This is a genomic window from Rathayibacter sp. AY2B7 (genome assembly GCF_002931635.1).
GTDB lineage: Bacteria > Actinomycetota > Actinomycetes > Actinomycetales > Microbacteriaceae > Rathayibacter.
This window is the reverse complement of record NZ_PSUC01000105.1, coordinates 1-12587: the sequence shown is the minus strand read 5'-3', so window position 1 is coordinate 12587 and position 12587 is coordinate 1. Positions and strand designations below refer to the sequence as shown.

Below are 12587 nucleotides of genomic sequence, written 5' to 3'. Positions count from 1 at the left end.
CCTCCGCGTCGCCGCCGAGCTCGGCTACCGGCCCAGCCTCACGGCCCGCTCCCTCTCCACCAGCGTCTCCTTCGCGGTGGGCCTCGTCGTGGCGCGCGACCCGGCGGTCATCGCGGCCGACCCGTTCTTCCCCTCCTTCATCTCGGGGGTCGAGCGGGTGCTCGCCGAGCGCGGCCGGGTGCTGGTGCTCAGCGTCGTCGACCCGGGTGCCTCCGAGGAGGCCGTCTACCGCACGCTCGCGGCCGACCGCCGCGTCGACGGGGTGTTCCTCACCGATCTCCGGCAGGACGACTCCCGTCCGGCGCTGCTCGCCGAGCTGCAGATCCCGGCCGTCACGCTCGGGCGGCTCGAGGGCTCCTCTTCACCCGCCGTCGTGATGGACGACTCCGCGGGCATCGCCGACGCCGTCCGGCACCTTGCGGAGCTCGGCCACCGCCGCATCGCCCACGTCGCGGGGCCGGACCACCTGCTCCACTCCTCCCGCCGCCGCGAGGCCTTCACGCGGGCCTGCACCGACGCGGGGCTCGAGCCCACCGCGCTCGTCGCCACCGACTTCAGCGCGGAGCAGGGCGCGGCGGCCACGGAGCGGCTCCTCGACAGCCCGACCCCGCCCACCGCGATCGTGTTCGGCAACGACCCGATGGCCATCGCCGGGCTCGGCGTCGCGCACGCCCGCGGGCTCCGGCTCCCCGACGACCTCTCGATCACGGGCTTCGACGACTCCGAGATCGCCGCCCACGTCTACCCGTCGCTGACCTCGGCCCGCACGCGCCCCGCGCGCTGGGGCGAGGAGGCCGCCCGCACGCTGCTCGACCTCATCGAGTCCGGCAGCGCCCCCGACGTCGACCTCGAGCCCGCCGGGCTCGTGGTGCGCCACTCGACCGCTCCTCCGCGGCCGTCGACCCACTGAAGACGCGTGCGCACCGTCGCGCACGCCGGACAAGGAGAACACCATGGCCCCCTCGACGACGAGACGCTGGCTGACCGGGATCGCCACCGCCTCCCTCGCGACCCTCGCCCTCACCGCGTGCAGCGGCGGCGGCGGAGCGTCGACCGACCTCACCGCCACCGGACCGATCACCATCTGGTACTCGAACAACGAGCAGGAGGTGCAGTGGGGCAAGGCGATGGTCGACGCGTGGAACGCGGACCACCCGGACGAGGAGATCACCGGGCAGGAGATCCCCGCGGGCAAGAGCAGCGAGGAGGTCATCGGAGCGGCGATCACGGCCGGCAACGCGCCGTGCCTCGTCTTCAACACGGCCCCCAGCGCGGTCGGCCAGTTCGAGCGCCAGGGCGGACTCGTCGACCTCTCGACGTTCGACGGCGGCGCCGACTACATCGAGACCCGCAGCGGCGACCTCGCCGAGCAGTACCAGAACGCCGACGGCGAGTACTTCCAGATGCCGTGGAAGAGCAACCCGGTCGTCATCTTCTACAACAAGGACCTCTTCGCGAAGGCGGGCCTCGACCCCGAGAACCCGTCGCTGTCGACCTACGACGACTTCCTCGCGACCTCGAAGACGCTCGTCGAGTCGGGAGCCGCGCCCGCCGCGATCCAGCCCGCGCCCACCAGCGAGTTCTTCCAGACCCAGTTCGACTTCATGCCGCTCTACGCCGCGGCCACCGGAGGGACGAGCCTCGTCGAGGACGGGAAGGCCACCTTCGCGGACGACGAGGGCTACGAGGTCGCCGACTTCTGGAAGAGCCTCTACGACCAGGGCCTCGCCGGTCGCGAGCAGTACCAGGGCGACGCCTTCGCCGACGGGCAGGCCGCGATGTCGATCGTCGGCCCCTGGGCGGTCTCGGTCTACGACGACCTCAACTGGGGCTCCGTCTCGGTGCCCACCCCCGACGGCACGCCCGCCGAGGACACCTGGACCTTCAGCGACGCGAAGAACGTCGGCCTCTACTCCGCCTGCGCCAACAAGGGCACGGCCTGGGAGGTGCTGAAGTTCGCGACCAGCGAGGAGCAGGACCGCTCGCTGCTGGAGACCACCGGCCAGATGCCGCTCCGCACCGACCTGCAGACCACCTACGCCGACTACTTCGAGGCGAACCCCGCCTACCAGCGCTTCGGCGACCAGGCGAGCCGCACCATCGAGGTGCCGTCCGGACCGAACACCGTGCAGATGCTGCAGGCGATCCGCGACGCGTGGGGCAAGACGGTCATCTTCGGCGAGGGCGACGTGAAGACGGCGCTCGACGGAGCGGCCGAGACCGTCACCGGGCTCGCCGGCCAGCAGTGACCCGGCCGTGACCACCCTCACCCGCCGGCCCGCGCCGGCCGGGGCGCCGGGGAAGCGGAGCCTCCTGCACCGTGTCCTCGGGCCCCAGCCCCTCGGGCTGCTGTTCGGCAGCCCCTACCTCCTCTTCGTGCTCGCGGTCTTCGCGTTCCCGGTCGTCTACTCGGTCTGGATCGCGTTCCACGACTTCTTCTTCGCAGCTCCCGGCGTGCAGGTGGAGCGGCCCTTCGTCGGCCTCGACAACTTCGTCACGGCGTTCTCGAGCCCGCAGGTCATCCGCTCCTTCGGCAACATCGGGATCTTCCTGGTGATCAACGTGCCGCTGACGGTGGTGCTCTCGCTCCTTCTCGCCGCGGCGCTCGACAAGGTCGTGCACCTGCGGACGTTCCTCCGCGTCAGCTTCTACGTGCCCTACGTCACGGCGAGCGTCGCGGTCGTCGGCGTCTGGCTGTTCCTCTTCAACGGGAACGGACTGGTCAACAGCCTCCTCGGGCCGCTCGCGCCGAACCCGTCGTGGCTGATCAACGAGCAGCTCGCGATGCCGATCATCGCTCTCTACGTCACCTGGAAGCAGCTCGGGTTCTACATCCTGCTGTACCTGGCGGCGCTCCAGAACGTGCCGAAGGAGCTCTACGAGTCGGCCTCGACCGACGGCGCCGGACGCATCCGCCAGTTCTGGTCGGTGACCGTGCCGAGCGTGCGGCCCGCGACCCTCCTGGTGCTGCTGGTGTCGACCGTCACCGGGGCGAACCTCTTCACCGAGCCCTACCTCCTCACCGGCGGAGGCGGCCCCAACGGCGCGTCCGCCTCGCCCGTGCTGCTGATGTACCAGCTCGGGATCCAGCAGGGGCAGCCCGACGTGGCCTCGGCCATCGGCGTGGTCCTGGTGCTGCTGGTGCTGGTCATCGCCTATCTGCAGAACCGCTTCGCGGGGGAGAGGAACTCATGAGCACTCTGTCCAGTGCCGGAGGCGCCGCCTCGGCCGTGCCCGCCGCCGTCGCCCCCGAGAAGTCGCCGCGGAGGCGCCCCGTCGGCTCCAGCCGCGGAGCCGTGATCCTGCGCGGAGTCGTGCTCGCGATCGGCGCGATCGTCTTCCTCTTCCCCTTCTACTACATGATCGTCGGCTCCCTGCAGACGGATCCGGACCCGACACTGGCGGGAGCGATCCCGGAGCCGGGCAACCTCACGCTCGACAACTACGTCAACGTGAACGAGCGGATCAGCCTGCTCACCGGACTCGTCAACTCCGGGATCTTCACCGGCGGCGTGCTGCTGTGCACGGTGTTCTTCGGCGTCCTCGCCGGCTACGCGCTCGCGATGCTGCAGTGGCGGGGGCGCAACGCGGTGTTCGCGCTCGCCCTGCTGGTGCAGGTCATCCCGTTCCAGCTGCTGCAGATCCCGCTCTACGTGCTGATCGCGCGCGACTACGGCCTCGCCGACAGCCACCTCGGGATGATCCTGCCGTTCGCCATCAACTCGACGGCGGTGATCATCTTCCGGCAGTACTTCCTGCAGCTCCCCAAGGAGCTGTTCGAGGCGGCCCGGATCGACGGCGCCGGAGAGCTGAAGCTGCTGTGGACCATCGCGCTCCCGCTGGTGCGGCCCGCGCTGGTGACCGCCGTGCTGCTGACCTTCATCGGCCCCTGGAACGAGTTCCTCTGGCCGTTCCTCATCACCAAGGACGCGTCGCTGCAGCCGCTCGCCGTGTCCCTGGCCAACTACATCTCGAACGTGGCGTCGTCGACCGACAACCCGTTCGGGGCGATCCTCGCGGGAGCCGTCGTGCTCGCCGCCCCCGTCGTAGTGCTGTTCATCGTGTTCCAGCGCTACTTCGTCTCGACCGATCTCGGATCCGGAGTGAAAGGCTGACCATGTCTCCCACCCTCACCACTGTCCCCTACCGTCTCGAGCGCGTCGGTGTCGTGATGGAGCCCGCCCCGGGCGACGCCCTCGAAGCCGAGGGGGTGCTCAACCCCGGCAGCGGCCGCGGACCCGACGGCGAGCTCTACCTCCTCCCCCGGATGGTCGCCGCCGGCAACGTCTCCCGCGTGGGCCTCGCCCGCGTGATCGTCGAGGGCGGCGTGCCCGTCGGAGTCGAGCGCGAAGGCGTCGTGCTCGCGCCCGACCGCGGCTTCGAGCGCGGCGCGCACAACGCCGGCGTGGAGGATCCGCGGATCACCTTCATCGAGGCGCTCGGCCTGCACGTGATGACGTACGTCGCCTACGGGCCGCTCGGGCCCCGGACGGCGCTCGCCGTGTCCGAGGACCTCCGCGACTGGCGGCGCCTGGGCCCGGTGACCTTCGCCTACGACGACGCGCTCGACATCGACCTGGGCCTGTTCCACAACAAGGACTGCGTGTTCTTCCCCGAGATCGTCGCCGCTCCGGACGGCACCCGCTCGTTCGCGGTGCTGCACCGGCCGATGTGGGACCTCGGCGAGACGCGGCCGGGCGAGGGCGTGCGCCTCCCGGCCGGGATCGAGGACCCGCGGCAGAGCATCTGGATCAGCTACGTGCCGGTGGACGAGGTGGACCGGGATCTGGCGAACCTCACGCGTTGGACCCGGCACCGGTTCCTCGCCGGCCCGGAGTTCCCGTTCGAGGAGCTGAAGGTCGGCGGCGGACCCGCGCCGCTGCGCGTACCGGAGGGGTGGCTGCTCATCCACCACGGGGTGACCGGAGTGATCGACAGCGCCTTCGCGCAGCAGCAGCACGTGAACTACTCGGCCGGAGCGATCCTCCTCGACGGCGGCGACCCGTCGCGGGTGATCGCGCGTACCGCCGAGCCGCTGCTCGAGGCCGAGACGGAGGAGGAGCGCAGCGGGATCGTCCCGAACGTCGTCTTCCCGACGGCGATCGAGGAGATCGACGGGCAGCACTACGTCTTCTACGGCATGGCCGACTCGAAGATCGGCGCGGCCCGCCTCGTCCGCACGGACGGCTGACGTCGCTGATCGAGTCCGCCGGCGCCTCCCGCTGATCGAGCAGCCCGTATCGCGGGCCTATCGAGATCCGCCCCTCACACCCCACCCAAGGAGAGTTCGATGACGAACACGCTCACCAGATCGGCGGCCGTCCTGGCCGCCGCCGCCCTCACCGTCGGGGGCCTCGCCCTCGGCGCGACTCCCGCACAGGCGGCCGAGCCGCTGACGAACACGGCGCACCTCGACTTCCTCCTCGACACCGCCACTCCGGTGCCCGAGCCCGGCCACACCACCTACCGGCTCGACGAGGAGCCGACCCTGGTGATGCCGTGGACCTACGCCGACGCCCGCGACGGCGGCGCCTTCGAGCGCGTGGGCGGCGGCCGCCTCGATCCGGCGACCGGCGACTACGAGCAGGGCGCGTTCAACACCGACGACATCTCGCGCGCCGCGGTCGTCTACCTCCGGCACTGGCAGCAGACCGGCTCGACCGAGAGCCGCGAGAAGGCCTTCGAGACGCTCCGCGCCCTCGCGTACTTCCAGACCACCGAGGGCGACGACGCCGGGAACGTGGTGCTCTGGATGCAGACCGACGGGGAGCTCAACGCGAGCGCCGAGCCGGTCGAGCTGCCGGATCCGAGCGACTCCGAGGACAGCTACTGGCTCGCCCGCACCCTCTGGGCGCTCGGCGAGGGCTACGCGGCGTTCCGCGACACGGATCCGGAGTTCGCCGCCTTCCTGCAGGAGCGGCTGCGCCTCGGCGTCGCGGCGGTCGACCGCGAGGTGCTCACGCGCTACGGCGAGTACGCGCAGGCCGACGGCGTGCAGGTGCCGGCCTGGCTGATCGTCGACGGCGCCGACGCCACCTCGGAGGCGCTGCTCGGCCTCTCCGCCTACCTCGAGGCCGCCCCCGACGACTCCGCGGTGCGCACGAGCACGGCCGAGCTCGCCGAGGGCGTCGCCGCCTACGCCCGCACCACGACGACGGAGGCGGACACCACCGCCTGGCCGTACGGCGCGATCCTCCCGTGGACGAAGTCGCGCACGCTCTGGCACTCCTGGTCGTCGCAGATGGCCGGCGGACTGACCGCGTCGTCCGCGGCGCTCGACGACTCCTCGCTCCTCGAGCCCGCGCTCGTCGACGGCGCCCGCTTCGCTCCGGAGCTGCTCACCGCCGGCGGTCCGGACAACGGCTGGAACCCGACTCCGACCGACCGGGTGCAGATCGCGTACGGAGCCGACTCCCGGCTGCAGAACTCGCTCGCCCTGGCGGACGTCACCGGCTCCAGCGCCTTCACCGACCTCGCGGCCGTGCAGGGCGCCTGGTTCTTCGGCCTGAACCGCAGCCTCGGCCCGGTCTACGACCCGGCCACCGGAGTCGTCTTCGACGGCGTCCAGGCCGACGGGTCCGTCAACCGCAACAGCGGCGCCGAGAGCACCATCCACGGCCTGCTGGCGATGCTGGCGCTCGACGAGCACCCGGACGTCGCCGACCGCGCCCGCTCCGTCGCCACCGAGCGCTCGCGCGACGGACTGACGCTGGTCGAGGCCGAGAGCGCGCGCGGCGGCACGGTCGTCACGCCGGAGTCGTCCTGGACCGGGGAGGCCGGCTGGAGCGGCTCCTACCTCTCGCTGACCGACCCGCGCCGCGCGGTGTCGATCCCGATCGGCCCGTCCACGCAGGACCGCGTGGTGGAGGCCGTCATCGACCAGCCGCAGCGCGGCACGGAGCGCACGCCGCTGAGCGTCTGGACGTCCGGCAAGCGCCCGCTCGACCTGCTCCGCTCGACCGTCGGGTCGCAGGGGGTGACGGAGGCGTCGGGCGCGCTGCTCCCGGAGAAGCTCCGCCGCACCGTGCCGGCCGGCTCGTCGAGCGTCGAGGTCCGCCCGCTGAGCGGTCAGACGCGCCTCGATGCGCTGCTGGTGCGCCCGCTGGTGACGCGCCTCGTGGTCGGAGGAGAGGGCGGCCGCACCGAGCTGATCCGCAACTCCACCGACGGGGTGCGCACCACGGCGATCGGCGTCTCGGACGGCTCCGGCACCCTGCGCGTCTACTCGCAGGACGGCGCGCTCGTGAGCGAGACGTCGCCGTCCGGAGCCGTCTCCGTGCAGCTGCCCGCGCAGGGCTTCGCGGTGCTGGTGGGCTGAGGGCGGCCCTGCTGGTCGAGTAGCCGCTGCTCGATCGGCACGGGCGGTGAGTGCACAGAAGTCGCGGTACTCGCGTTCGAGTACCGCGACTTCTGCGTTCCCGCGGGGCGAGGGAGGCGCGAGGCTGGGCGCGGACCATCACTTCGATGAGAGCGCTCTCTCGAAAACGCTTGACCTCTCCGCGGGGGCGTGCGTAAGCTCGCCGCACACCTCGTGAGAGCGCTCTCACATACGCGGAACAGCACGCGTGAGAGCGCTCGCAGGGGTGCCCCACCACCATCACGAAGGAGTGACCGTGCCCTATTCACGACGCACCAGGATCGCCGCGGCGATCGCCGGCGCCTCGGCCCTCGCCCTGATCGTCACCGGATGCTCGTCGGGATCCGACGCCTCCGAGGGCGGCGAGATCGAGCTGACCGTCACCACGTTCAACGCCATGGGCTTCGACGAGCTCTACGGCGAGTACGAGGACGCCAACCCGGGGATCACCATCGTCCCGAACAACATCGACACCGGCGGCAACGCGCGGACCGACGCGTTCACCAAGCTCGCCGCCGGCTCCGGACTCGCCGACGTCGTCGCCATCGAGGAGGGCTGGCTCGGCTCCGTCATGGAGGTCTCGGACCAGTTCGTCGACCTGCGCGACCACGGCATCGAGGACCGCAAGGCCGACTGGGTCGACTGGAAGTACGAGCAGGCGACCGACCCCGAGGGACGCGTCATCGGCTACGGCACCGACATCGGACCCGAGGGCCTCTGCTACAACACCGCAGCCTTCGAGGCCGCCGGCATGCCCACCGACCGCGCCGCCGTCGCCGAGATGCTCGGCGGACCGGACGCGACCTGGGACGACTACTTCGCCGCCGGCCAGAAGTACCACGACGCCACCGGGAAGGCCTGGTTCGACCACTCCGGATTCGTCTGGAACGCCATGGTCAACCAGCTGCCCGAGGGGTACTACACCTCCGACGGCGAGCTGAACGTCGAGGGCAACCCGGAGCTCGAGGAGCGCTGGGGTCAGCTGACCGACGCCACCGCCTCCGGCCTCTCGGCCGCGCAGAAGGCGTGGGACTGGAACAAGGGCAAGTCGTTCACCGACCAGACCTTCGCCACCTTCGTCTGCCCGGGCTGGATGTTCGGCACGCTGAAGAGCAACGTCGAGGCCGGCGGCGGGAACGCCGAGGCCACCGGCTGGGACTTCGCCGACGTCTTCCCCGGCGGCCCCGCCAACTGGGGGGGCTCGTTCCTCTCGGTCCCGACCCAGTCGAAGCACCCCGCCGAGGCCGCCGCGCTGGCGTCGTGGCTCAGTGAGCCGGAGCAGCAGCTGAAGGCGTTCGAGGCGGCCGGACCGTTCCCGAGCACCTTTGACGCGCAGAAGGAGCTCGCCTCGGCGGCCGCTCCCGACCCCGGCATGAACGACTCCCCGACCGGCGCGATCCTCGCGCAGCGCGCCGAGGGTGTCGTCGCCCAGTACAAGGGCCCGGACGACTCGCTGATCCAGGAGAACGTCTTCGGACCGGTCCTGCAGAAGGTCGACCGCGGCGAGATCGACGGCAAGGAAGGCTGGAACGAGGCGCTCCAGCTCCTCGGCGAGCTCGTCGACTGATCCGGTCGGGCCGACGCCCGGGGGCTGACGCCTCCGGGACGACGCCCACCCGATACGGGAGGTCCGGCCGCCACCGGACCTCCCGGTCCCCGTGCGGCCGGGCCGCCCGCATCCCGGGCCGGCCCCGCTGCACGGAAGAACCGTTGCCGCCGCCGGCCCGAGGCCTCTCCGGCCCCGCCGCATCCCCTCCGACTCCGACTCGACCTCGAAGAGAGCGCCATGACGAGCACACTCACCCCGCCGACCACGGCGACGCCCCCCGCGGGGAAGCGGCGCCCGGCGCCCCGACTCCCGCTGACCTTCCGCCAGCGCGCGAGCCGCTTCGACGTGAAGGCCTCGCCCTACCTCTACATCTCGCCGTTCTTCCTGCTCTTCGCGCTCACCGGAGCGTTCCCGCTGGTCTACACGCTCGTCGTGTCGCTCTACGACTGGCAGCTGCTGCAGGGCCAGGGCGACTTCGTCGGGTTCGCGAACTTCGCGGCCGTGCTCGGCGACCGCTTCTTCTGGAACTCGATCGTCAACACGCTGAGCATCTTCCTGCTCTCCACGATCCCGCAGCTCGCCGTCGCGCTGCTGCTCGCGGCCGCCCTCGACCAGGCGCTGCGGGCCAGCACCTTCTGGCGGATGAGCATCCTGCTGCCGTACATCGTCTCGCCGGTCGCGGTCGCGCTGATCTTCTCGAGCGTCTTCAGCGACCAGGAGGGCCTGATCAACAATCTGATCGGCCTCGTGGGCATCAGCCCGATCGAGTGGACGAACGACCGCCTCGCCAGCCACGTCGCGATCGCGACGATGGTCAACTGGCGCTGGACCGGCTACAACGCCCTCATCCTCCTCGCCGCCATGCAGGCCGTGCCGCGCGAGCTGCACGAGTCGGCCGCGATCGACGGGGCGAACGCGTTCCGCCGCTTCCGCTCGATCACGATCCCCAGCATCCGGCCGACCCTGATCTTCGTGATCATCACCGCCACCATCGGCGGCCTGCAGATCTTCGCCGAGCCGCGCCTGTTCGACGTGTCGAACGCGGGCGGCATCGGCGGGTCGGACCGGCAGTTCCAGACCACCGTCCTCTACCTCTGGGAGATGGCGTTCTTCCGCCAGAACTTCGGAGAGGCGGCCGCGATCGCGTGGCTGCTGTTCCTCCTGATCGTGCTGATCGGCCTGCTGAACTTCGCGATCTCGCGGCGGATCGCCTCCGTCGAGAACCGGATCTCGCAGCGCTCGAAGCGCCGTTCCGCCCGCCCCGCGATCGCCGACGAGATCGCCGCCGCGGACCCCCTGCTCACCATCACCGGCCTCGGCCAGAACGAGAGCGAGCGATGACCGCCCCCGCCACCTCCGCCGCCTTCCCGGTGCGCCGCGTCCGCGCCTCCCGCGCCGGCCGCGTCGACCGGCCCGGCTTCCTCACGTACGGGCTGCTGAGCGCCTTCATCCTCGGCTCGACCTACCCGCTGTGGTGGTCGTTCGTCGTGGCGAGCGGCTCGAACGCGACCCGCAGCGAGACCCTGCCGCTCGTCCCGGGCGGCAACTTCCTCGCCAACGCCTCGCAGGTGCTGACCGCGATCCCGTTCTGGACGGCGCTGCTGAACAGCGTCATCGTCTCGGGGATCATCACGCTCTCGGTCGTGTCGTTCTCGACGCTCGCCGGCTACGCCTTCGCGAAGCTGCGGTTCCGCGGGCGCGACGGCCTGATGATCGGAGTGGTCGCGACCATGGCGATCCCGACGCAGCTGGGCATCATCCCGCTGTTCATCCTGATGCGGCAGCTCGGCTGGACGGGCTCGCTCGGCGCCGTGATCGTGCCGACGCTGGTCACCGCGTTCGGCGTGTTCTTCATGCGGCAGTACCTGGTCGACGTGATCCCGGACGAGCTGATCGAGGCGGCGCGCGTGGACGGAGCGAACCAGTTCCGGACGTTCCTCACCGTCGCGGTCCCGGCCGCGCGACCGGCGATGGCGATCCTCGGGCTCTTCACGTTCATGATGGCGTGGACCGACTTCCTCTGGCCGCTGATCGTCCTCAGCCCCACGAACCCGACCCTGCAGACGGCGCTCGCGCAGCTGCAGTCGGGCTACTACGTCGACTACTCGATCGTGCTGGCCGGCGCCGTGCTCTCGGTGATCCCGCTGCTGGTGCTGTTCCTCCTCGCCGGACGCCAGCTCATCGCGGGCATCATGAGCGGAGCGGTGAAGGGCTGACGCCCGAAGACTCCCGCGGGACCGGGTCGGGGGACATCGGACCGCGGGACGGGGGCCTCGGGCCCGGGGCCGTGGTGCTCCGGGTCCGGGGGTCGGGGGCTGCGGTGAGGGATCGGGCAGTGCACTGGGCGGCCGGTGGGTTCGCGACCCGGCCGGTCGTCGTGCTCGGAGCATCCCGACCACTGCCGCGCAGGATCCCGCCGATCACGCTCCGCCCGAGACCTCCTGGCCCGACCTCACGCCGCCTAGGCTGGCGCGGAGGAGGCGACATGGAGCCGAAGGACCCGCGCGACGAGGACAACTCGAGCGGGCCGGCGCAGCCGCGTCCGGGGGACGGGCCGACGCCGTCCGAGCAGGCGCTGCGCGCCATCCGCGACGTCGCGAACGGGGCGGACCCGACGAGCGAGGCGTTCCGGCTGTCGAACGACTTCACCGACCGGCAGGCCGAGCGGCTCCGGAGACTCCTCGCGCGCTTCCGCCGCGGGCGCTGACGGGCGCGAGGCTGCCTGACGCCAGCGGCGGGCGATCGATCGCTGCGCGCCGGTCGTGTCGGCGGTTGCCGAGGCGGCGCCCCGACCGCTCTGCACCACCCCGCACGGCCTCGATCCGCGCCCTCGCGGGCCGCGGACTCACTCCGCCGGCCCGCTCCGCCGCCCCGCATCACCCCCGGATGGCCGCGATCCGCGCCCCTTCGCGCCGCGGACGCCTTCCACGGGCCCGCTCCTCCGGCGCTCGGCTAGCCTCGGAGGCACCCGCGAGGAAGGCCTGCATGACCCACGACACCGCCTCGGCCGCCCCGACCCTCGAAGCCGTCGCCGCGCTGGCCGGAGTCTCCCGCGCGACGGTCAGCCGGGTCGTCAACGACTCCCCGCGCGTGAAGGACGGCGCCCGGACGGCCGTGCTCGCCGCGATCGAGCAGCTCGGCTACGTGCCCAACCGCGCCGCGCGCTCCCTCGCCAGCCGCCGCACGCAGACCGTCGCGCTCGTGGTGCCGGAGTCGGCGGCGAAGGTGTTCGCGGATCCGTTCCTCGCCTCGGTCGTGCAGGGCGCCGCGATGGCCTTCGCCGGCACCGAGTACACGCTCACCATCGTGATCGCGTCGGAGGCGGCGCCCGAGAAGACGCGGCGCTACCTGCTCGGCGGCAACGTCGACGGCGCGCTCGTCGTCTCGCACCACAGCGGCGACCACTCCTACGCGCAGCTCGGCGCCTCGCTCCCCGTGGTCTTCGGCGGGCGGCCGCTGACGGAGGAGGGCGGCAGCTACTTCGTCGACGTCGACAACACCGGAGCGGCGCGCGCGGTCACCGAGCACCTCCTGAGCCTCGGCCGCACGGCCCCCACGATGATCGCGAGCCGCCAGGACATGCCCGCCGCGATCGACCGCCTGTCCGGCTGGCGCTCGGCCGTCACCGCCGCGGGGCTCGACGACTCGCTCGTCGAGTACGGCGACTACTCGCCCGAGGAC

The 12587-nt window shown here is 71.7% G+C and carries 11 protein-coding genes; all 11 read left to right on the top strand.

The genetic code is table 11. The features are described 5' to 3' along the window. On the top strand, positions 1 to 910 hold a 910-nt coding region (locus C5C27_RS14475; RefSeq protein ID WP_104314760.1), incomplete at its 5' end, for a LacI family DNA-binding transcriptional regulator. A gap of 43 nt (positions 911 to 953) precedes the next feature. Next, positions 954 to 2249: an extracellular solute-binding protein gene (locus C5C27_RS14470; RefSeq protein WP_104314759.1), complete on the top strand. Its 1296-nt coding sequence runs from the start codon at positions 954 to 956 to the stop codon at positions 2247 to 2249. Between the two features lie 7 nt (positions 2250 to 2256). Further along, positions 2257 to 3195, top strand: a complete 939-nt coding sequence (locus C5C27_RS14465) for a carbohydrate ABC transporter permease (RefSeq protein WP_104223956.1) — start codon at positions 2257 to 2259, stop codon at positions 3193 to 3195. Continuing rightward, positions 3192 to 4115 carry a carbohydrate ABC transporter permease gene (locus C5C27_RS14460; protein ID WP_104238931.1) on the top strand — a complete coding sequence of 308 codons (924 nt, stop codon included), beginning with the start codon at positions 3192 to 3194 and terminating at the stop codon, positions 4113 to 4115. The genes C5C27_RS14465 and C5C27_RS14460 overlap by 4 nt, the downstream gene beginning before the upstream one ends. 2 nt (positions 4116 to 4117) lie before the next feature. Further along, positions 4118 to 5191, top strand: coding sequence for a glycosidase (locus C5C27_RS14455; protein ID WP_104314758.1), 1074 nt, complete (start codon positions 4118 to 4120; stop codon positions 5189 to 5191). A gap of 99 nt (positions 5192 to 5290) precedes the next feature. After that, positions 5291 to 7318: a hypothetical protein gene (locus C5C27_RS14450; RefSeq protein WP_104314757.1), complete on the top strand. Its 2028-nt coding sequence runs from the start codon at positions 5291 to 5293 to the stop codon at positions 7316 to 7318. Between the two features lie 295 nt (positions 7319 to 7613). Further along, a complete protein-coding gene (locus C5C27_RS14445) occupies positions 7614 to 8924 on the top strand; it encodes an ABC transporter substrate-binding protein (RefSeq protein WP_104314756.1) in 1311 nt (436 codons plus the stop codon). A gap of 219 nt (positions 8925 to 9143) precedes the next feature. Continuing rightward, on the top strand, positions 9144 to 10247 hold the full coding sequence (locus C5C27_RS14440; RefSeq protein ID WP_104314755.1) for a carbohydrate ABC transporter permease: 1104 nt from the start codon (positions 9144 to 9146) through the stop codon (positions 10245 to 10247). After that, entirely contained in the window at positions 10244 to 11122 is an 879-nt protein-coding gene (locus C5C27_RS14435) for a carbohydrate ABC transporter permease (RefSeq protein ID WP_104223961.1), read from the top strand. The genes C5C27_RS14440 and C5C27_RS14435 overlap by 4 nt, the downstream gene beginning before the upstream one ends. A 269-nt stretch (positions 11123 to 11391) precedes the next feature. Further along, a complete protein-coding gene (locus C5C27_RS14430; protein ID WP_104239696.1) occupies positions 11392 to 11613 on the top strand; it encodes a hypothetical protein in 222 nt (73 codons plus the stop codon). Positions 11614 to 11891: 278 nt separating this feature from the next. Then, a partial coding sequence (locus C5C27_RS14425) for a LacI family DNA-binding transcriptional regulator (protein ID WP_104314754.1) occupies positions 11892 to 12587 on the top strand: 696 nt, incomplete at its 3' end.